The following is a 22,014-nucleotide window of genomic DNA, read 5'->3' on the forward strand; positions in this document are numbered from 1 at the left end:
AGGGCGGGGGCCGTGGCCCCGCCGTGACGGCCGTCACCGGACGATCACGGGAACCGCTCTGGTCAGACCCTGCTACCCGCTAGTAACATAACCGTCATGAGCACTGACCAGATGTCGATCGGCGAGATGCTCGCCGCCACGGTCCCGATGGTGCGGACCCTCAACCTGGAGTACCTGGAGACCACTCCGGAGCGGGCCGTGCTGTCCCTGCCGGACCAGGGCGACTTCCACAACCACATCGGCGGTCCGCACGCGGGCGCGATGTTCACCCTCGCCGAGTCCGCGAGCGGCGCGATCGTACTCGCCGCCTTCGGCGACCAGCTCTCCCGGGCCGTGCCGCTGGCCGTCAGCGCCGAGATCGCCTACAAGAAGGTGGCACTCGGCCCGGTCAAGGCCACCGCGACCCTCGGCCGCCCGATCGCGGACGTCGTCGCCGAACTCGACGCGGGCGAGCGCCCCGAGTTCCCGGTCGCCGTCGCCATCACGCGCGAGGACGGCGCGGTCACCGGTGAGATGACCGTCGTCTGGACGCTGCGTCCCAACAGCTGACCGGCCGGCGGGCCGGCGACGTCGGCCCGCCCGGTGGTGTCGGCCGCCCGGTGGTGTCGGCCGCCCGGTGGTACCGGCCGCCGGTGTCGCATTGCGTTGTCACATGTCGGACGGGGTGAGGGGCGCCGACCCCTCACCCCGTCCTTCGTCGGGGCCGCTCAGGCGGCGCGGCTCTCCTCGCGCCCGGCCCCCGTCTCCGCCAGGCCCGCCACGAACTCCTTGAGCCAGGCAATGAACTCCGGCCCCAGATCCGGGCGTTCGCAGGCGAGCCGGACCACCGTGCGCAGGTAATCGGCCTTGTCGCCGGTGTCGTAGCGCAGTCCGTCGAAGACCACCCCGTGGACCGTGCCGGCCGCTGCCAGGTCCTGCAGCGCGTCCGTCAGCTGGATCTCGCCGCCGCGGCCGGGGGCGGTCCGTTCCAGGACGTCGAACACCTCGGGGTCGAGGACGTAGCGGCCGATGACCGCGTAGTTGCTGGGCGCGTTCTCCGGGGACGGCTTCTCCACCAGGCCGGTCACCCGGACCACACCGTGCTCGCCGGTCGGTTCGACGGCGGCGCAGCCGTACAGGTGGACCTGCGACGGGTCGACCTCCATCAGCGCGACGACGCTGCCCTGGTGGCGGTCGCGGACGTCTAGCATCCGGCTGAGCAGGGTCTCGCGGGCGTCGATCAGGTCGTCGCCGAGGAGCACCGCGAAGGGCTGGTCGCCCACGTGGTGCCTGGCGCACAGCACCGCGTGGCCGAGGCCGAGCGGGTCGCCCTGGCGGATGTGGTGGATGTCGGCGAGCCGCGCGGGGTCGCGTACGGCGTCCAGGCGCACGGTGTCGCCCTTGGCGGCCAGCGCCTGCTCCAGCTCGAAGGCGTTGTCGAAGTGGTCCTCGATGGCCCGCTTGTGCCGGCCGGTGACCATGAGGATGTCGTCGAGACCGGCCTTGGCGGCCTCCTCGACGACGTACTGGATGGCCGGCTTGTCGACGACCGGCAGCATCTCCTTCGGTGTCGCCTTGGTGGCGGGCAGGAAACGGGTGCCGAGCCCGGCGGCCGGGACGACGGCCTTGCGGACCGGCCGGGGGGACGAGGGGGCGGGGGAGTGGGGGGCGATCATGCGGCACATGCTGGCCCACCGGGATGAGAGGGGGCCGGGAGAAACGTGGGAGGCGGCTGTGGAACCCGGCGTTCCGCCCCTGGTGACCCCGACCGTCCGGGAGTTGAAGATTTCGTGTGCCATCGGGTCCCGGGCGTGCACAAGTTGAACCCGTGCGGCCGCCGAATCCGGGCTGGATGTGGATACCGCCGGTAACTTATCTGAATTCCATGTTCCTTGAACTTCGGTCACCTCAACTTCTTGTTTCCCGCGAGGCCTGTGTGCAAAGGTGAGCCACCCCGCGGGAGGGTCCACGGAACGGTACGGCCGGCAGGACGCGGCCGTTACGGACCCAAAAGGTACGCACCAATCAGCACTGCATTCCGTCAGGGCGCCATTTCGCATGCCGTCCTGCGGCTCGGAAGGAAATGGTTCAGTGCAATCGCCCTACCCCCCACGCCCGCCTTACTCGCCCCGCCCCGGTTCGACCCCGGCGGAGTCCGACCGCAATCTCATCGCCCAGCTCACCGGCGCCCCCGCGGCCAGGCATCATGCCGTCGCCCTGCTGCTCGCCCGGCACTGGCGTGCCACCTGCGACTACGCCGTGGTCTGCCTCGCCGCGGCCACCCCCACCGCCCAACTCGTCGCCAGCGCCGCCTTCGAGCGGGTCCTCGGCCGGCTGGCCGGCGGCGCGGTGGGCGGCGCCCTGCGCCCGCAGCTCCTGGTGGCGGTACGGGAGACCGTCCGCACGTGGGCCGCCGACGAGGCCGTATCGGTGGTCGCACCGGAACTGCGCAAGACCACCGGCGGCCGCGGACTCAGCGCCGCAAGACCCGGCACCCCGGAAAGACGGCAACTCGCCGAACGCGCTTTCCAGGCTCTTCCGGGGGCCTCGCAATGCCTCCTCTGGCACACCGAGGTCGAAGCCGAACCCATAAACATACCCGCTGGTCTGCTGGGCGTCGACACCGCTACCGCGACGGCCGCCCTCGGTCAGGCCCGCGAACAATTCAGGACCGGATTGGTGCGCGCCCACCGGGAACTCGCGCCCTCGAAGGAATGCCGCTTCTACAACCGGCTGCTCGATGTCCCCATTCGCCGGGGCGGCGCCCTGCTCCCCGATGTGCAACGGCATCTCACCGAGTGCCGGTACTGCCGGCACGCCGCCGAACAACTCAGCCATTTCGACGGCGGTCTCGAGGTGCTGCTCGCCGAGACCGTGCTCGGCTGGGGCGCCCGCCGCTATCTCGACTCGCGGCCCGGACCCGGCGGGGTCGTCGAGGCCTGGCCAACCGGAGACGAAGACGCGGGCACCGCCGCGGTGCCCGCCGGACGGCACCGCACCGACGCCGGGAGCGGACGGCGCAAGGCCCTGCTGGCCGGTGCCGGCCTGGTCTCCCTCGCCCTCCTCGCCACCGTGCTGGTGGCCAAGAGCTGGTCCGACGACAACGGTGTCCCCCGCCCCGGCACCACCACCTGGGGAGCCCCCGGCGTCGGCACCACCGGGTCCGGCTCCGCCGTGAACCCGCCTTCCGCGGGCTCCCCGTCCCCGGCCTCGGTGGGCGAGCCCGTCGAGATCGCCCACGGCAGGCTGCGCAGCCTCGACGCCGGGCGCTGCGTCGACGTGCGCGGGGGCCGGGTGCGGACCGGGGCGGAACTGCTGCTCGGCCGGTGTTCGGACGCCGGGTCCCAGCAGTGGTCCTACCAGGACGACGGCATGCTGCGCAGCGCGCTCGACCCCACCCTCTGCCTGGCCGCCGACCCCGGTGCGCGCAGCGTCGTGGTCTCCGGCTGCCTGGTGCACGCGGGGGAGGTGTCCTACGACCTGACGGTGCGCGGCGAGCTCCTGCTCCGCTGGGACAAGGACCTCGCGCTGGCCGCCGACGGCACGCGGGTGGTCGTGGCCGCGCGGAACGGATCGATGCGTCAGCGATGGGAGTTGGAGTCCGGGAGCGGCGGCCCGGCGCAGACGCCCGGGGCACCGGGCGCCACGCCCTCCACACCGCCCGGGCCCCGGAAGGCCGGGCCGACGGGAATCCCCGCCCCGCCGCCCGTTCCGCAGGAACAGTCCGCCGAACCGGGTGGGCCCTACAGCACACGGGTCGCACAGGCCGCGGACCGGCACCCTCCCGTCACCGCCACACCGACCGCTCCCCGCGAACCCGTCGGCTCGCGAGCGTCATCGGCCGAGGACGCGGTCGCCGACGTCCTGGACGCCGTACCGACGACCGTCACGGCCGTCCTCGACTCCGTCCCGGCCACCGTGAACGGGGTGGGCGGCCTGGTCGGCTGAGACGTCAGGCCGGGGGCGAGCGTGGCTGCACGGCAGCCGAGCAGAGTCCCCGTCCGCTACGAAGCCGCGCCCCGGGCGGGAACGTCGGGTGCGGCGAGGGACGGCGCCGGGCTCTGCTTGGCGGTGCGGAAGGCCAGCAGGACCGCGGAAGCCGCAGCCCACAGGACGAGTGTGGCCAGTGGGGCGAGGACGTGGGAGCCGCGGAAATAGCTGAGATCGGAGATGGCACGGACGGCGGCGCCGGGTGGCAGCAGCTCCGACAGGGCCCGGGCGCCGCTCGGCATCAGGTTGGCGCCGATGGTGGCGCCGCTGGTGGAGTTGCCGACGGTCAGCAGCAACAGGGTGGCGAGGGGTATGCCGAGCGGGCCGACGTAGGTGGCCAGCATCTTCGTGGTGAAGGCCGCGGCGGCGGCCAGCAGGGCCAGGACGAAGGCGAGGGGCAGATACGGGGCGGGGACGGCTCCGAGGACGGGGCCGGCGATGGCGGCCGCGACCAGGCCGGACGCCGCGGCGAACGCGGCCATCAGGGCGAAGCGGTGCCGGAGCTGGAGCAGGCCGCTCAGTCCCACGACGTTCTGCGCGAGGGCGAAGCCGGAGAGGGTCACTCCGAAGGAGACGTAGAACCCGGCCAGGCCCCGGGCGTCGTACCGGGCGAGCGGCACGAGGTCGGAGACGCCGAGGTGCCGGCCGGCGCCGTGCGCGTAGGCCGTGGCGAGCTTGGTGACCGCGGTGGTCGTCGACAGCCCGTTCGCGCTCGCGACGTCGAGTTCGAGGCCCTTGCCGTGCGGGCCGCTGCCGAGGACGGCCACGACGTCACGGTGGCGCAGCGCGTCGCGTGCCTCGGCGGTCGAGTGGGCGGCCCGGACGTCGAGCGAGTCCCCCATGGCCTGCTGGACCTTGTCCGCCAGCTCGGGAGCCGTGACCGCCACGGGGATCCGGTGGGGCTGGGGATCGCGCATGAGCCCGATGTAGCAGCTGACGAACGCCGAGACGATGACCAGGCCGATCAGGAACGGCTGCAGCCACACCCGGACGGGACGGCGGCGCCGGTGCTGGGCGGGGTGGGGCGGATGGGACTGGGGCGGGTGGGACCTGGGACGCACTCGGGGTTTCTCCATGACGTGTGGTGGACCGACGGCAGCGGGGCCGGGTGGGGCGGCCGGGGGCCGGGACGGCGGGCGGCCAAGGGAGCCGACCGCCGCGCTCATCTTCCGGGGGCGGTCGTGGCTCCGGACGGGGACCACTCCTTGGTGTCGATCGGGGACCAGCCGGTGGGCCGCCCGTCCAGGCGCCGCATCCGCCGGCCGGCCCTCGCCGTCAGCAGTTCCCTGTCCAGGGGGGTGGTGAAGACGTTCTCGACCAGCGTGTACTCGGCGGCCAGGCGTCCCACGGCCGGCAGGGCGGCGGTGTCGATCCGGCCCCGGTCCAGGTAGAGGTCGTCCCGGATGTGGAAGCGCACGACCCGGCCCCACACCACGTGGTCGACCTTGTCGTCGCCGACGGGGATGATCCGGTCGACGACGCATTCGAAGGAGATCGGCGCATCCTCGACCCGGGGGGCGCGGACCACCTCGGACGGCGACTTGCCCAGGCCGAGCGCCTCGAACTCGTCCACGTCCGCCTCGTACCCGAACGCCGAACCGTGCATGGCGTCCGCCTGCGGCAGCGTCACCAGGTTGGTGACGAACTCGCCGGTGTCACGGATGTTGACGAAGGTGTCCTTCAGCGTGACGCCGTCCGCCTGCGGCTGCAGCGTGATCGAGACCATGGGCGGCTTCCTGCCGACCGCGGTGAAGAACGAAATGGGCGCGAGGTTGGCCACGCCCTCGGCGGACACCGTGCTGACCCAGGCGACCGGCCGCGGAATGATACTTCCGATCAGCAGTTTGTAGGCGTGAGCGGCGTCCAGTTCCGCAGCGTCAATGATCATCCTCGGACCTCCATCGGATTACGGCGCGCTCCGTGCCGGAGAGGAGCGACTCGTGGGGCGGTGCCGAACGCCCGATATCGGACACAACGCCGATCGACAGAAGTGTATGCCCCATGGATATGTCGATCCGGTGTGACGCTGGCCTCGCTCATCGCTCAGCAGATGCCGGATGCTCCCTACCGATGACATAGGTGTGGGGATTTTGGCCATGTCTATGACCTGGGTTAACTTCGACTGGAGGAGCTGAGAAGGTGCGACGCCGCGGCTCCACCACGGAGAGGGATCCCGCCGATGTCCTGGACCGCCACCGCCCGATACGGCCTGGAGCCTGCCCCGGGCGGGCTGGCCTTCGTGCAGGACCTGCTGAACACGCTGTCCGCCGGCAAGCCGCGCAAGCCCGACCTGCTGCGGACCGAGGAGGACGCCCGTGCCTGGCTCGACCAGGCGTTGCGGAGCTGGAGCGGCGTCACCCACCGGACCGCACCCGGCATCGAACTGACGGCCGAGGACGTGGAGGGCCTCCGCGACTTCCGTCATGACCTGGCCCAGAGCCTGCACGGCCGGCACAGCGACCCGGCGGCCGGGGCCGGTCCGGCGGCGTCGGTGCTGACCCTGCCCACGGCGCTGCGGCTCGACGAGCACGGGGTCGTCCACGCCGAGCCCCGCGGCACGGGCTGGCGGCAGGTGGCTTCACTCGCTCTGACGGAGATCTACCAGGCGCAGTGCACCGACACACTGCGCCGCCTGAAGTCCTGCCGCAACCCCCGCTGCCAGACCGCCTTCTACGACCGCTCCCGCAACAACAGCGGCGTCTGGCACGACGTCCACGTCTGCGGCAACGCGGCCAACCTGCGCAACTACCGGGCACGCAAACGGGCGGGCGCGGACCCCACCTGACGGACGGCGGCGCCCGGCCCGCCCCAGCGGACGGCCGGTCCGGTCCGTTTCGCCGGACGACGGCCGACCCGATCCGATCCGTTTCGGCGGACGGCGGACGGCGGGCGGCGGACGGCGGACGGCGGGCGGCGGGCGGCGGCCGGCGGCCGGCGGCCGGTCCGACCGTGGCGGCGGACGGCGGACGGCGGGCGGCGGGCGGCGGGCGATCCGATCCGTGGCGGCGGGCGGCGGGCGATCCGATCCGTTTCGGCGGACGGCCGACCGCCCCGGTCCCGGTCCCGGTCCCAAAGTGGCCGCCCCCTCGTCTTCGGTTCTTGTCGGCGTCGGGCCCTTTTCTTGTTCGGATCGTTGACACGAGTCACCACCGGATTCTACGTTTCCGACGCGCCGGTGGTACGGCTGACGGCTCGTCAAGGCCCTGTGGCGGTTGATGCGTTCACAGGCCGAACGCGCTCCGGACGCCTTCGGCGTCTTCGCGGTCCACATCGTCGTGCCCGCACACCGAAGGAGTGACGGCTCATGTCCGAAACCTTCTCCCGACGATCCGCCCTGCGCCTCACGGCCGGTGCCGTCGCGGTCGCCGCCGCGGCCACCGGCGGACTCATCCCGCTCACGCCCGCCGCGGCGGCCGGCAGACCCGAGACCGGGGCCGGTCCCCGCGTCGAGGGGCTGCTCGCCAGACTCACGCTCGACGAGAAGATCTCCCTGCTGCACGGGGCGGACGACCCCGACTCGCTCGGCCAGGCCGGCTACGTGCCCGGCGTCCCCCGCCTGAACATCCCGCCCCTCAGGCTCGCCGACGGCCCGGCCGGTGTCCGCATCACCGAACACGCCACCGCACTGCCGGCCCCGGTACTGCTCGCCTCCGCCTTCGACCCCGAACTGGCCCGCCGCTACGGCCGGGTGATCGGCCGTGAGGGACGCGCCCTCGGCCAGGACGTGCTGCTCTCCCCGATGGTCAACCTCATCCGCACCCCGTACGCCGGCCGCAACTTCGAGACGTTCAGCGAGGACCCGCTGCTCGCCTCCGACCTGGTCGCCGCCGAGATCCGCGGAATCCAGGGCGAAGGCCTGATCGCGACCGTCAAGCACTTCGCGCTCAACAACCAGGAGCAGAACCGCGACACGATCGACGTGCACGCCGGCGAACAGACCATGCACGAACTCGAACTGCGGGGCTTCGAGGCGGCGGTGGCGGCCGGCACCGGCGCGGTCATGGGTTCCTACAACCGGGTCAACGGCACCTTCGCCTGCGAGAACAAGGCCTTGCTCACCGACATCCTCCGCGACCAGTGGGGCTTCGCGGGCTGGGTGATGACCGACTGGTTCGCCGCCCACAGCACCGTCGCCGCGATCACCGCCGGCCTCGACATGGAGATGCCCGACGGCACGTACTTCGGTACGGCCCTCAGGTCGGCGGTGCAGAACGGCAGCGTGCCGGAGCGGTACGTCGACCGGGCGGTACGGCGGATCCTCGCGGTGATGGACCGCTTCGGACTCCTCGACGGCAGCGCCCCGCCCCGCCCGGACCGCGATGCCAGGGCGGGCGCCGCGGTGGCCCTGGAGGTCGCCAAGGCCGGCGCGACCCTGCTGCGCAACGAGCACGGCACCCTGCCCCTGGACGGCGGCAGCGTCGCGGTGATCGGACCGACCGGATCGCTGCCCTTCGTCAGTGGCGGCGGTAGCGCCCATGTCGTCCCCGACCATGCCGACAGCCCGCTCGACGCCATCAGGGCCCGGACCCGCGGCCCGGTCGGCTACGCCCTGGGCGAGGACCTGTTCGGCAAGGCCCTCCCGGCCGGTTCCCTCAGCCCCGGCTTCACCAGCGAGGGACAACAGGTGGGCGCCGGGAAGACCTGGGCTTACGACGGCACGCTCACCGTCGCCGAGGACGACGAGTGGACCTTCGTGCTCCACTTCTCCTCCGCGGCCACCGCCCGCCCCAAGGTGCTGCTCGACGGCGAGGAACTCTTCCCGCTCGCCGCCGGATACGGCGAGTACTTCTCCGGCGGCCTGGTCGCCGCGGCCCCCGACGGTCTGGGCGTCCGCCGTAAGACACTCCGACTCGGCCGGGGCGCCCACACGTTGAAGATCTCCGCGGACGGCGGCGACTCCGGTCTGCTGTTCCGGCTGCGCCGCATCACCGGCGCGACCCGCGCCCAGGACGTCGCCGCCGCGGTCGGCGCGGCCCGGGCGGCCCGCCATGTCGTGCTCTTCGCCTACGAGGACGCCACCGAGGGACTCGACCGCACCACCGTCGCCCTCCCCGGCCACCAGGAACAGCTGATCCGCGCGGTGACGGCGGCCAACCCGCGCACCACCGTCGTCCTCAACACCTCGTCGTGCACCTCGATGCCGTGGCTGGCGGGGACCGGAGCCGTGCTGCAGATGTACTACCCGGGCCAGGAGGGTGCGGCCGCCACCGCCGCCGTCCTCTTCGGCGACACCGATCCGGGCGGACGCCTCACCCAGTCCTTCCCGGCCGACGACGACCACCACCCGGTCGCGGGCGACCCGCGCCGCTACCCCGGCGTCGACGGCGTCGAGGAGTACTCGGAGGGCATCCACACCGGCTACCGCTGGTACGACGCACGGGGGGTGCGGCCCCTGTTCCCCTTCGGGCACGGGCTTTCCTACACCTCCTTCGCCTACTCCGACCCGCAGACCCGGTGGACGCACGGCGCACTGGAGGTCACCTTCACCGTGCACAACACCGGGCGCCGCACCGGGATCGCGGTGCCGCAGGTGTACGTCGGGCCCTCCCCGGATCTCCGACTCGACCAGGCGGTACGGGTGCTGGGCGGCTACCGGCGCCTGGAACTGCGGGCCGGTGAGCGGCGGCGGGTGGCCGTGCGGGCGGCCGCGCGCACCCTGTCGTCCTGGGACGCCCGGCAGCACCGCTGGACGCTCGGCACCGGTCGGCGGACCGTCTGGGTCGGCGCCTCGGCGGGTGACCTGAGGCTGCGCACCTGCGTGCGGGTGGGCGGCGGCCACCGCTGAATTCCTGTCAATGAACGGTCGGTGAGCAAGGGCTTTCCGGCCGTTTACTTCAAGGATTTACAAGAATTTTCCCCGGCGTGTGTTTCATTTGCAGCGATGTGGTTGACGGCAGATTTTTGTCAGGATTGGGTGAGGGGTTGCGCAGCGGCGTTCGCTGCGGGTTTCCGGTGTGCCACGATCGAGCCAGCGGGCCGAAGTCACCCCGAATTTACAGAGCTCGGCGCGGCCGCACGGTGCGTTGCGCCGTGGTGAGTACCGGGTGAATGACCGGTGCGCTTTGACGGCCTTGTGTCGGTGTGCCGTCGGTGATGCGGGTCCCGAGCGGACGCCGATCCGCAGTGGATTGCTCGGGTTTTCGGCTCTTGCGGTGAATTCCTCCCGCTGGCCGAATCAATACTACCGGACGTGACGGGTCCCCTCCGTTATTGACCCGCGAGTAATGAACTCGCTAGTTTCCGGTGGCCTCACCCCGAGCTTTCCGCCGCACACATCCCCCACCGTGCTGTCCTCCCGATTATTCGGAGCGTCATGACGTCCCCTGTGCGTGCCGTCGACCTGATCATGTGCATCACCCCTTTCGGAGAACCCGATGCCAGGCTCGCCACAGCGGTCTGTGCCGCCGGCGGACTCGGCGTCCTCGACCTGGGCCGCGGCGACCGAAGAACCCGGGAGGCGCTGGCCAGCCTGAGACGGGCGGCACCAGGGCCGTACGGCGTGCGGGTCGCCGCCGGCTGTGCCCTCGCCCCGGACGAACTCGGCGCGGCGCCCGACACCGTGGTCCGGGCCGCCGACGCACCCTGGAGCATCGCCGTACTCGCCCCGCACGCGCGCGTGCTGGCCGAGGTGACCGACCTGGCCGAAGCGCGTGCGGCGGTCGCCGCCGGAGCGCACGGGCTGATCGCCCGGGGCGCCGAGAGCGGCGGCCGGGTCGGCCACCTGAGCACCTTCGTCCTCCTCCAACAGCTGCTCGGCGCAGCCGAGTTGGACGTGCCGGTCTGGGCCGCCGGCGGCATCGGGCCGCGCACGGCGGCGGCCGCGGTGGCCGGCGGCGCGGCCGGGGTGGTCCTCGACAGCCAGCTGGCGCTGCTCGCCGAGTCCCGGCTCCCCGAGGCGACGGCGGCCGCACTGCGCTCCCTGGACGGCTCCGAGACGGCCGTCGTGGCCGGTCACCGGATCCTGCACCGCCGCGGCCCGGACGCCGTGCGCCCGCCCGCCGACGACCCGGCCGCGGTCGCCGCGCTGCTCGGCGCCGAGGACCTGCGCACCCAGCTGCTCCCGGTGGGCCAGGACGGCTTCCTCGCCGCGCGGTTCGCCGAGCGCTGGGGCGATGTACGGCGGACCGTGAAGGAGCTGACGGCGGCGATCGGCGTGGACCCCGGCGCCGTCGAGGCACTGCGGCCCGGCACCTCCGCCATGAGCCGTGCCCTCGGCACCCGGCTGCCCGTCGCGCAGGGCCCGATGACCCGGGTGAGCGACCGGGCCGCCTTCGCCGCCGCCGTCGCCGACGACGGGGCGCTGCCCTTCCTGGCCCTGGCCCTCGCCGACGGCGCGCGCACCCGCGAGATGCTGACCGAGGCCAAGGCCGCGCTCGACGGACGGCCCTGGGGCGTCGGCGTCCTGGGCTTCGCGCCCGAGGAACTCAGGAACGCCCAGCTCGAGGCGGTACGGGAGCTGCGGCCCAGCCACGTCATCGTCGCGGGCGGCCGGCCCGCGCAGGCCGAGGCGCTGGAGCGGGCCGGGATCAGCACCTTTTTGCACGTGCCCTCGCCCGGGCTGCTGCGGCAGTTCCTGGAGGCCGGGGCCCGGAAGTTCGTGTTCGAGGGCTCCGAGTGCGGCGGCCATGTCGGACCGCGCGCGAGCTTCCCGCTCTGGGAGGCCCAGCTCGCCGTCCTGGAGGACTTCCCCGACGTCGACGGCCTGGAGGTCTTCTTCGCGGGCGGCATCCACGACGAACGCTCGGCGGCGATGGTCGCCGCGCTCGCCGCGCCGCTCACCGCCCGGGGCGCGGCCGTCGGCCTGCTCATGGGCACCGCCTACCTCTTCACCGAGGAGGCCGTGGACCGGGGCGCGATCCAGCCCCTGTTCCAGCGCCAGGTCATGGCGGCCGCCTCGACCGCCCTGCTGGAGACCGCGCCCGGCCACGCCACCCGCTGCGTGCCCAGCCCGTTCACCTTCAACTACCGTGAGCGCGAGGCCGAGTTGCGGGACAGCGGGGTGCCCGACCGGCGGGTGTGGGAGGAGCTGGAACGGCTCAACGTCGGCCGGCTGCGCATCGCCAGCAAGGGCGTCGACCGGACGGCCGGCGGCGAGCTGACCGCCGTGGACGAGCAACGCCAGTTCTCCGACGGGATGTTCATGGCCGGAGAGGTCGCCGTCCTGCGCTCGGCGGCCACCACCGTGGCCGCCCTGCACCACGCCGTGACCGGCGGAGCCGCCGACTTCCTGGCCGCGCGCACGACGGCGGCGGCGCGGCCGGCCCAGCTCCCGGCGCCCGCCCCGCTCGACATCGCGATCGTCGGCATGGCGTGCATGTTCCCCGGGGCCCCCGACCTCGCCACCTTCTGGGCGAACGTGGTCGCCGGGCACGACGCGGTGACCGAGGTGCCGGTGGAGCGCTGGGACCCGGCCGTGCACCACGCCGACGGCTCCACCACCTCGAAGTGGGGCGGCTTCCTGCCGCCCATCCCCTTCGACCCGCTGGGCTACGGCATCCCGCCCGCTTCCCTCGGCCACATCGAGCCCGTCCAGCTGCTCGCCCTGGAGGCCGCCCGGCGCGCCCTGGACGACGCCGGATACGGCACCCGGGGACGGGAGTTCGACCGGTCGCGCACCTCCGTCGTCTTCGGCGCCGAGGCCGGCAGCGACCTCTCCAACGCGGCCACCCTGCGCGCCGTACTGCCCTCCTACTACGGCAAGGTCCCCGACGGCCTGGCGGACCAGCTGCCCGGGCTCACCGAGGACTCCTTCCCGGGCATGCTCGCCAACGTCATCTCCGGGCGGATCGCGAACCGCCTGGACCTGGGCGGCGCCAACTACACCGTGGACGCGGCCTGCGCCTCCTCGCTGGCCGCCGTCGACGTCGCCTGCAAGGAACTCACCGCCGGCACCAGCGACGTCGTCCTCTGCGGCGGCGCCGACCTGCACAACGGCATCAACGACTACGTCCTCTTCTCCTCGGTGCACGCCCTGTCCCCGACCGGCCGCTCCCGCGCCTTCGACGGCTCCGCCGACGGCATCGCCCTCGGCGAGGGCGTGGCCTGCGTCGTCCTGAAACGGCTGGCCGACGCCGAGCGCGACGGCGACCGGATCTACGGGGTGATCAAGGGGCTCGGTTCGTCCAGCGACGGCCGCTCCCTGGGCCTGACCGCGCCCCGGCCCGAGGGCCAGCGGGCCGCGCTGCTCCGCGCGTACCGCAACGCCGGCATCTCCCCGGCGCAGGTCGGCCTGGTGGAGGCGCACGGCACCGGGACCGTCGTCGGCGACCGAACCGAACTCACCATCCTCAGCGAGGTGTTCGCGGAGGCGGGCGCGGCGAGCGGTGGATGCGGCCTCGGGTCGGTCAAGTCCCAGATCGGGCACACCAAGTGCGCCGCAGGACTCGCCGGGCTGATCAAGACCACCCTCGCCCTGCACACCGGCGTCAAGCCGCCCACCCTGCACCTCGACCGCCCCAACCCGGCCTGGAAGGAGGCGGACAGCCCGTTCGCCTTCCACACCGAGGCCCGGCCCTGGGCGGTCCCGCCCGACGAACGGGTGGCCGGGGTCAGCGCGTTCGGCTTCGGTGGCACCAACTTCCACGTGGTGCTGGGCGCGTACGACAGCGCCGTACCGCCCGAGCAGGGGCTGGACGCCTGGCCCGCCGAGCTGTTCGTGTTCCGCGGGCGGGACGACAAGGCCGCGCACCGGGGCGTCGAGGAGATCCTGCGGGCCGCCTCGACCGGCTCCTGGCGGCTGCGCGACCTGGCGCTCGCCGCCGCCCGCCGCGCGGACTCCTCCCACGAGCCGGTACGGGCCGCGGTGGTCGCGGCCGACGTCGCCGGGCTGGCCGCACAGCTGCGCCGGGTCCTCGCAGGGGAGCACGACCCCGGCGCCGGGATCCACCTGGCCGACGGGCCCCGCGACGCCGACGCCAAGGTCGCCTTCCTCTTCCCCGGTCAGGGCAGCCAGCGCCCCGGCATGCTCGCCGACCTCCTCATCGCCTTCCCCGAACTGCAGCACTACCTCCAGCTCGGCCGCGCCCACGCCGACACCCTCTACCCGCCGGCCGCCTTCGACGAGGACACCCGCGAGCGCCGCCGGGCCGCCCTCACCGACACCCGGGCCGCCCAGCCCGCCCTCGGCATCACCGGCCTCGCCGCCCACGCCTTCCTGACGGCGGCCGGCGTCCGCCCCGACATGGCCGCCGGCCACAGCTACGGCGAACTCGTCGCCCTCAGCGCGGCCGGCGCCCTCACCCCCGAGACCCTGCTGCGGCTGAGCGGCGAACGCGCGGCCGCGATCCTGGCCGCCGCCGGCGACGAACCCGGCACCATGGCCGCCGTGTCCGGCGCGGCGGACGAGGTCGAGCGCGCGCTGCGGACCGCCGACGCCCCGGCCTCCGTGGTCGTCGCCAACCACAACTCGCCCCGCCAGACAGTCATCTCCGGCCCGACCGGCGAAGTTACCGAAGCCGTACGGGCGTTGCGCGCGGCCGGCCTCGGCGCCAAGCGGATCCCGGTGGCCTGCGCCTTCCACAGCCCGGTCGTGGCCGGGGCGGGCGAGCGGTTCGCGGAGGTCCTCGCGGACACGGCCGTACGACCGCCCGAGTTCCCGGTGTGGTCCAACCGCACGGCGGCACCCTACCGGCCCGACGCCGACGCGGTACGCGCCGAACTCGCAGCCCAGATCGGCTCACCCGTCGCGTTCGCCGCCCAGATCGAGGCGATGTACGAGGCCGGGGCCCGCGTCTTCGTGGAGGCCGGGCCCGGGACCGTCCTCACCCGGCTCGTCGGGCAGATCCTCGGCGACCGACCGCACACCACGGTGGCCTGCGAGCCGCGAGCGGGCAGCGGACTGCGCGGCTGGCTCGACGCGCTCGCCCAGCTGGCCGTGGCCGGCGCACCGGTACGCACCGCCTGGCTGCTGCGCGGCCGGGACGCCGTGGACGCGGTCCGGGCCCCGGAGCCGAAACGGCCCGGCTGGACGGTCGACGGACAGCTCGTGCGCACCGCCGCCGGAGACCTCCTGCCCGGTGCCCTCGCACCGGCCCGACGAGTCGTGGAGACGACGACTGTGACGACGAACCAGCCGCACGGCGCCCCCGCCGACCGCGACGCGCTGATCTCCGAGTTCCTGCGCACCAGCCGGGAGATGATCGCCGCCCAGCGCGACGTGCTGCTCACCTACTTCGGGGCGGCCCAGGTGCAGCTGCCGGCCGCGCCGGTGCTCCAGCAGCTGCCGTCGGCCGAAGTGGTCGTACCGCAACCCCGGTCGACGGCCCCCGCAGCCGCGCCCGCGCCCGCGCCTGCCCCGGCGGCCGAGCCCGAGGCGACGGCCGACGTCGAGCGGGTCGTCCTGGAGATCATCAGCGAGCGCACCGGCTACCCCGTGGACATGATCGAGCCCGACCTCGATCTGGAAGCCGACCTGAGCATCGACTCGATCAAACGGGCCGAGATCGCCGGGGAGTTGGCGAAGCGCCTCGGTATCGCGGGCGGCGCGGAGACCCTGGACGACGCCGAACTGGAGGAGCTGGCCAAGGCGCGCACGGCCGCGGCCGTCACCGGGTGGCTGAGGGCACGGGTCGGCACCGGCGCGGAGGAGACGGCGACGGTCCCGGCCGCCACAGACCCCGCGGCCGCTCTGCCCGAGCCGGGGGTACCCGCCCCGGCGCCCCGCCCCGCCGCGACCGACGAGGTGCCCGTGGCCGACGAGGCCCCCGCGGGCGAGGCACCCAAGCGGTTCGAGATGCGGCCCGTGGCCCTGCCCGAGCCGGATGCCGCGGCCGACCCGGCCGCCGTGCTGTCCGGCAGGCGGTTCCTCGTCCTCGGGGACGGCGGCGCGCAGGTCGCGGCACGGCTCGCCGGACACGGCGCCGAGGCCGTGACCGTCCAGGCGGACCACCTGCTCGGGGAGGCGGACGGAGCCGTGGACGGCGTGCTGTACCTGGGCGCGCTCCCCGGCAGCGACAGCCCCGTGCTGCCCGACGCCTACCCGGTGCTGCGGGCGGCCCTGGCCCGGAGCCCGCGCTGGCTGCTGGCCGCCCGCCCCGCCGACGGCACGGAGGCGGCACGCTCGGCGGGGCTGCACGGACTGTTCCGCACCGTGGCCAGGGAGTACCCGGACACCGTCGCCCGCGTCGTGACCCTCGCCGACACCGCACCGGAGGCGGTCGCCGACGCCCTGCTCGCGGAACTGCTCGCACCGGATCAGGCTCCCGTCGTCCTGCGCACGGCCACCGGCCGACAAGGCCTGGAGCTGGTCGAGGCGGCGCCCGGCGCGCTCGCCGGCACCGGGGCCGGACCGGCAGGGGCGGGGGCCGCCGAGGCCGCGGCCCTCGGCCTCGACCGGGACTCGGTGGTGCTGCTGGTCGGCGGCGCCCGGGGCATCACCGCGAAGTTCGCGGCCACCCTCGCCGCCGCCTGCCGCTGCCGGATCGAACTGCTCGGCCGGACCCCCGCGCCGAACGGTCCCGAGGCCCCGGACACCGCCGCCGCCCGCACCCCCGCCGAACTCCGCGCCGCCCTCGCCGCCCGGGGCGGCCTGAAGCCCGCCGAGATCAACCGCGAGGCCGAACTGCTCCTGGCCCAGCGGGAGATCACCGCCACCCTCGGTGAACTCGGCGCGCTCGGCAGCGAAGCCCGCTACCGCGCCGTCGACTTCCGCGACCGCGACGCCGCCCTCCAGGCCGTCAAGGAGATCCACGCCGACCACGGCCGCCTCGACGGGGTCGTCTTCGCGGCCGGGGTGATCGAGGACCGGCTGATCGCCGAGAAGACCCCGGAGTCCTTCCAGCGGGTCTACGGCACCAAGACGACCGGCGCGGCCACCCTGCTCGCCGCCCTGGAGGAACTGCCCAGCGGTCCCGGTTTCGCCGTCCTGTTCGGCAGCGTCTCGGCCGTCCTCGGCAACCGCGGCCAGGCGGACTACGCCGCCGCCAACGACGCCCTGGAGGGCCTCGGCGCCGGCTGGGCGGAGCGCACCGGGAACCGCGCGCTGACCGTGCACTGGGGGCCCTGGGCGCCCGTCGGCGGACACACCGGCATGGTCAGCCCGGAACTCGGACGCGAGTACGCGCGCCGCGGTATCCGGCTGATCGACCCCGACGAGGGCACCGCCGCGCTGCTGCGGGAACTCGCCTGGGGCGAGGAGTCCGTCCGGGCCGTCGTCTACACCGCCTCGGGCTGGTGACATGACCGACGACCGCCGGACACCGGTCGCGATCGTGGGCATGGCGGTGCTGCTCCCCGGCGCCGCCGGCCTCGACGCCTACTGGACCAACCTGCGCGACGGCGTGGACGCGATCGGAGAAGTGCCCGAAGGCCGCTGGGACGCGGAGTACTACCGGCCCGGCTCGGCCGCCGGGCCCGCCATGCCCGACGAGGTGTACTGCAGGCGCGGCGGCTTCGTGGACGGGCTGGCCGAGGTGGAGGTCACCCGGTACGGGATCATGCCCAACTCCGTCCACGGCACCGAGCCCGACCAGCTGATCGCCCTGGACGTGGCCGCGGCGGCGATCGCCGACGCGGGCGGCCCGGACCGGCTGCCCGACCGGCACCGGATCGGCGTGGTCCTGGGCCGGGGCGGCTACCTCACCCCCGGCCTGGTCCGGCTCGACCAGCGGGTCCGCACCGCCGGGCAACTCGTCCGCACCCTCGGCGAGTTGGTGCCCGACCTCACGCCCGGGCAACTGGCCAGGGTGCGCGAGGCGTTCACCGAGCGACTCGGCCCCGCCAGCCCCGAGTCCGCGATCGGCCTGGTGCCCAACCTCGCCGCCTCCCGGATCGCCAACCGCCTCGATCTGCGCGGTCCCGCCTACACCGTCGACGCGGCCTGCGCCTCCTCGCTGGTCGCCGTCGACCAGGCCGTCACCGAACTCGGCGCCGGGCGCTGCGACCTGATGCTCGCCGGGGGAGTGCACCACTGCCACGACATCACCCTGTGGAGCGTCTTCTCCCAGCTGCGCGCGCTCTCCCCGAGCCAGCGCATCCGCCCCTTCCACCGCGACGCCGACGGCATCCTCATCGGCGAGGGCACCGGGGTCGTCGTCCTCAAGCGCCTCGCCGACGCCGAACGCGACGGCGACCGCGTCTATGCCGTGATCCGCGGCACCGGCGTGGCCAGCGACGGCCGCACCGCCGGACTCGTCAACCCCGACCCCGGCGGCCAGACCCACGCCGTACGCCAGGCCTGGCGGGCCGCGGGACTCGACCCCGCCGCACCGCACTCGGTCGGCCTCCTGGAGGCGCACGGCACCGCCACCCCGGCCGGGGACGCGGCCGAACTCACCACGCTGGCCGAGGTGTTCGGACCGAGCAAGGGCGAGAGCGACCGGGCAGTGCTGGGCTCGGTGAAGTCGATGATCGGCCACACCATGCCGGCCGCCGGAGTCGCCGGGCTGGTCAAGGCCGCCCTCGCCCTTCACCACGCCACCCTGCTGCCCACCCTGCACTGCGACGACCCGCACCCGGCCCTGGCCGCCACCCGCTTCCGGACCCTGGACCGGGCCGCGCCCTGGGAGACCGCTCCGGGAGAGCCGGTCCGCAGAGCCGCCGTGAACGCCTTCGGGTTCGGCGGGATCAACGCGCACGTGGTGCTGGAGGAGGCCGCCCCCGGCCGTCGCGCCGCCACCGTCAGCCGCCGCGGCACGGAAGCGGCCGCACCCCGCATCGCCGAAAGCATCGAAGTCACCGAACCCGAGCGCGTCCTCCTGCTCGCCGCCGACACCCCCGGGCAGCTGACCGCACTCCTCGCCGCCGACGACTCCGCCGTCCTCGCCGCCGGTCTCGCCCCCGGGGGAACCCACCGGGAGGCGGGCCCGGTCCGCCTGGGCATCGTCGACCCCACCGCCCGACGGCTCGCGCTCGCCCGGCGCGCGGTCGGCAAGGGACGCGCCTGGCAGGGCCGCAACGACGTCTGGTTCCGGCCCGCCCCGCTGCTGCGCACCGGCAGGCTGGCCTTCGTCTTCCCCGGCCTGGAGGGCGAGTTCACTCCCCGCGTCGACGACATCGCCACGCATTTCGGCCTCCCCGCCGTCACCGGCCCCGCCATGGACGCCGTGCGGGTCGGGGACGTAGGCCGTCATGGGTTCGGTGTCGTCGGCGTGGGGCGGCTGCTGGACTCGGCGCTGCGCCGGATGGGCGTGGTGCCGGACGCGGTCGCCGGGCACAGCGTCGGCGAGTGGACCGCGATGGTGGCCGCCGGGCTCTACGCGGGGGACCAGGTCGACGCCTTCATGGCCGGGTTCGACCCCGACGCGGTCACCGTCCCGGGCCTGGCCTTCGCCGCCGTCGGCGCCCCCGCCGACCGAGTCCTCGCCGCACTCCGCGCGGACTGGACGGGCGCCGGGATCGTCCTCTCCCACGACAACGCGCCGAACCAGTCGATGGTCTGCGGCCCGGACCGGGCCGTGGCGGACTTCGTCCGGGCCTTCCGCGCCGACGGCGTGCTGTGCCAGGTGCTGCCCTTCCGGTCCGGATTCCACACCCCGATGCTGGCGCCGTACCTCACCCCCATCAGGGAGGCCGCCGAGCGCTTCCGGCTGCACCGGCCGACCGTCCCGGTCTGGTCCGGCACCACCGCGGCCCCCTTCCCGGCGGCCGAGGCGGAGGTACGCGAGCTGTTCGTCCGGCACCTGCTGGAGCCGGTCCGGTTCCGGCAGCTGGTCGAGGCCCTGTACGCCGACGGGCACCGGGTCTTCGTCCAGACCGGCCCGGGGCAGCTGGCCTCCCTGATCGGCGACACCCTCGGCGACCGCGACCACCTCGCCGTGGCGGCCAACTCCCCGCACCGCTCCGGCCTGGCCCAGCTCCGGCGCGTGGCCACCGCGTTGTGGACCGCAGGCGCCGCCGTCGCACCGGCGGTCCCGGGCACGGCCCGCACCGCCACGCCGTCACGACAGCGACCGCCCGTCCGGCTCGACCTGGGCGGCGCGCTGGTGTCCCTGGACGGCCCGGAACTGCCCGCACTCCGCGCCGCGCTGGGCAGCCGGCCGACACCCGCCGGGCCCTCCCCGCTGGACGACCTCGCCGCCCGCGTCCCGGCCGCCGCCGAACTCGACGCGCTGCTGCGGGAGACGGCGGACACGGCGGCGGCCGTCCTCACCGCGATCAGCGCCGCGCCGGCCACCACGGCCCCCCGTGCCAGGCCAAGCGTCCCCGCCCCCGCCACGCCACCCCCCACGCCCCGTACCACCACCCTCAAGGTGTCCCCCGAGGCGATGCCGCACCTCCTCGACCACTGCTTCTTCCCGCAACGCCCCGGCTGGCCCGACACCGAGGACCGGTGGCCGGTGGTCCCCGCCACCACGATCGTCCAGCACATGGTGGACGCGGCCGAGGACGCCACCGGACTGCGGGCGGTCGCCGTGCACGGAGCCCGCTTCGACCGCTGGCTCACCGCCACACCGGCCGTCGACGTCCAGGTCACCGTCACCCCCGAAGGTCCCGGCCGCGTCACGGTCACCTTCGGGCCCACCGCCCGCGCGGTCGTGGAGGTGGCCCCGGCCCACACCCCGCCGCCCGCAGGACCCGCCCGGCCCCCGGCTCCCGAGCGCACCCCCGGCCACACGGCCGCCGAACTGTACGCCGAGCGCTGGATGTTCCACGGCCCGGCGTTCCAGGGCGTCACCGAACTCACCGCGATCGGCGACCGGCACGTCCGCGGCGTGATCACCACGCCCGCCGCCCCGGGCGCCCTGCTCGACAACGTCGGTCAGATCCTCGGCTACTGGATCATGTCCACCCGCACCGAGCGGACCGTCGTCTTCCCGGTGCAGATGCGGGAGATGCGCTTCCACGGCCCGCATCCCGCCCCCGGCACCGAGGTCGGCTGCCTGGTCCGGATCACCTCGCTCACCGACACCGTCCTGGAGGCGGACGTGGAACTCACCGTCGGCGACCGGGTCTGGGCCCGGATCGACGGCTGGCAGGACCGCCGCTTCGACAACGACCCGCACACCCGCCCCGTCGAGCGCTTCCCGGAACGCAACACCCTCTCCGAGGCCCGGCCCGGCGGCTGGACCCTGCTCCACGAACGCTGGCCGGACCTGGCCTCCCGCGAGCTGATCATGCGCAACTCCCTCGGCGGAGCCGAGCGTTCGCAGTACGCCGAGCGCCCGCCACGTGGTCGCAGGCAGTGGCTGCTGGGCCGCATCGCCGCCAAGGACGCGGTACGCCGGTGGCTCTGGCAGCACGGCGAGGGCCCGGTCTTCCCGGCCGAACTCCGCGTCCACAACGACGAGCTGGGCCGCCCGTACGTGGTCGGCGTGCACGGCCGCACGCTGCCCGCGCTGGACGTCTCGCTCGCCCACCGGGCCGAGGCGGCGGTGGCGATCGTACGTCCGCACACCCCCGGACCCGGTCCGGGCATCGACCTCGAAGAGGTCACCGACCGGGACCCGGCGGCCATGGAGGTCGCGCTCGGTGCGGACGAACTACGCCTGCTGCACGCACTGTCCGCCGGCGACGCCGACGGTTCGCCGTCGCTGTGGTTCACCCGCTTCTGGGCCGCCAAGGAGGCCGTCGCCAAGGCGGAGGGCACCGGATTCGACGGCAGACCAAGGGACTTCACCGTACTGGAGGCGGCTCCCGACGGCAGCCGGCTGCTGGTCTCGGGCCGGCTGGAACGTGCCTACCCGGTGCACTGCGCACCGGTCCGCAATCCCCCCGCACTGCCGGACCGCGACTACGTCGTGGCCTGGACCACCGGACCGGCAGCCGCAGACCCCGAGGAGGACCCGCGATGAATCCCACCGAGCCCGAGATCCGCGCCGACGAGGAGGCCGTGCTCGCCGACCTCGCGGGGATGCTCCGCACCCTCCTGGAGGAGTACGGCGACGACGACGCCGAGATCGGCATGAGCACCACCTTCAACCGCGACCTGGAGCTGGAGAGCATCGACCTGGTCACCCTCGCCGGGCTCCTGGAGGAGCGGTACGGCAAGCGGGTCAACTTCGCCGAGTTCCTGGCCGGGATGGAGTTCGACGAGATCATCGAACTCACCGTCGGCCGGCTCGTCGAGTACGTGGTGTGGAGCCTGAAGGCCACGGAGGCGGGCTGAGT

At 74.1% G+C, this 22,014-nt stretch carries 10 protein-coding genes; 7 read left to right on the top strand and 3 right to left on the bottom strand.

Annotated elements, in window-relative coordinates; genetic code table 11:
- Window positions 1–96 precede the first annotated feature (96 nt).
- Entirely contained in the window at window positions 97–549 is a 453-nt protein-coding gene (locus tag ACFY0K_RS42390; RefSeq protein ID WP_352361424.1) for a DUF4442 domain-containing protein, read from the top strand.
- 158 nt (window positions 550–707) lie between these two features.
- Here ACFY0K_RS42390 and galU read toward each other — a convergent pair whose 3' ends face one another.
- Window positions 708–1,655, bottom strand: coding sequence for a UTP--glucose-1-phosphate uridylyltransferase GalU (gene galU / locus ACFY0K_RS42395; RefSeq protein ID WP_390644390.1), 948 nt, complete (start codon window positions 1,653–1,655; stop codon window positions 708–710).
- 415 nt (window positions 1,656–2,070) lie between these two features.
- On the opposite strand from galU, the gene ACFY0K_RS42400 reads away from it, so the two are divergent.
- Window positions 2,071–3,927 (top strand): ricin-type beta-trefoil lectin domain protein, encoded by a 1,857-nt coding sequence (locus ACFY0K_RS42400; RefSeq protein WP_390644391.1) that lies wholly within the window; start codon window positions 2,071–2,073, stop codon window positions 3,925–3,927.
- A 56-nt stretch (window positions 3,928–3,983) separates the two neighbouring features.
- Here ACFY0K_RS42400 and ACFY0K_RS42405 read toward each other — a convergent pair whose 3' ends face one another.
- Together ACFY0K_RS42405 and ACFY0K_RS42410 are read right to left on the bottom strand one after the other, a co-directional pair.
- Window positions 3,984–5,030, bottom strand: coding sequence for a hypothetical protein (locus ACFY0K_RS42405; RefSeq protein WP_390644392.1), 1,047 nt, complete (start codon window positions 5,028–5,030; stop codon window positions 3,984–3,986).
- A gap of 101 nt (window positions 5,031–5,131) precedes the next feature.
- The gene (locus ACFY0K_RS42410; protein WP_390644393.1) at window positions 5,132–5,857 is read right to left on the bottom strand and encodes a flavin reductase family protein; all 726 of its coding nucleotides are present in this window, start codon (window positions 5,855–5,857) and stop codon (window positions 5,132–5,134) included.
- 291 nt (window positions 5,858–6,148) lie between these two features.
- Between ACFY0K_RS42410 and ACFY0K_RS42415 the strand changes: the two genes are divergently transcribed.
- The 5 genes from ACFY0K_RS42415 (at window position 6,149) to ACFY0K_RS42435 (ending at window position 22,012) form a co-directional block, all read left to right on the top strand.
- Window positions 6,149–6,754, top strand: coding sequence for a CGNR zinc finger domain-containing protein (locus tag ACFY0K_RS42415; RefSeq protein WP_390644394.1), 606 nt, complete (start codon window positions 6,149–6,151; stop codon window positions 6,752–6,754).
- Between the two features lie 519 nt (window positions 6,755–7,273).
- Complete coding sequence (locus tag ACFY0K_RS42420) at window positions 7,274–9,754, top strand: beta-glucosidase (protein ID WP_390644395.1); 2,481 nt, start codon at window positions 7,274–7,276, stop codon at window positions 9,752–9,754.
- Window positions 9,755–10,282: 528 nt separating this feature from the next.
- Window positions 10,283–17,143 (top strand): SDR family NAD(P)-dependent oxidoreductase, encoded by a 6,861-nt coding sequence (locus ACFY0K_RS42425; RefSeq protein ID WP_390644396.1) that lies wholly within the window; start codon window positions 10,283–10,285, stop codon window positions 17,141–17,143.
- Between the two features lies 1 nt (window position 17,144).
- Window positions 17,145–21,698: a beta-ketoacyl synthase N-terminal-like domain-containing protein gene (locus ACFY0K_RS42430; protein ID WP_390644397.1), complete on the top strand. Its 4,554-nt coding sequence runs from the start codon at window positions 17,145–17,147 to the stop codon at window positions 21,696–21,698.
- Window positions 21,695–22,012 (top strand): acyl carrier protein, encoded by a 318-nt coding sequence (locus ACFY0K_RS42435; protein WP_093505746.1) that lies wholly within the window; start codon window positions 21,695–21,697, stop codon window positions 22,010–22,012. The genes ACFY0K_RS42430 and ACFY0K_RS42435 overlap by 4 nt, the downstream gene beginning before the upstream one ends.
- The last annotated feature ends 2 nt before the right edge of the window (window positions 22,013–22,014 follow it).

Origin of the sequence: Streptomyces sp. NPDC001507, from assembly GCF_042894765.1 — a bacterium.
Classification (GTDB): domain Bacteria; phylum Actinomycetota; class Actinomycetes; order Streptomycetales; family Streptomycetaceae; genus Streptomyces.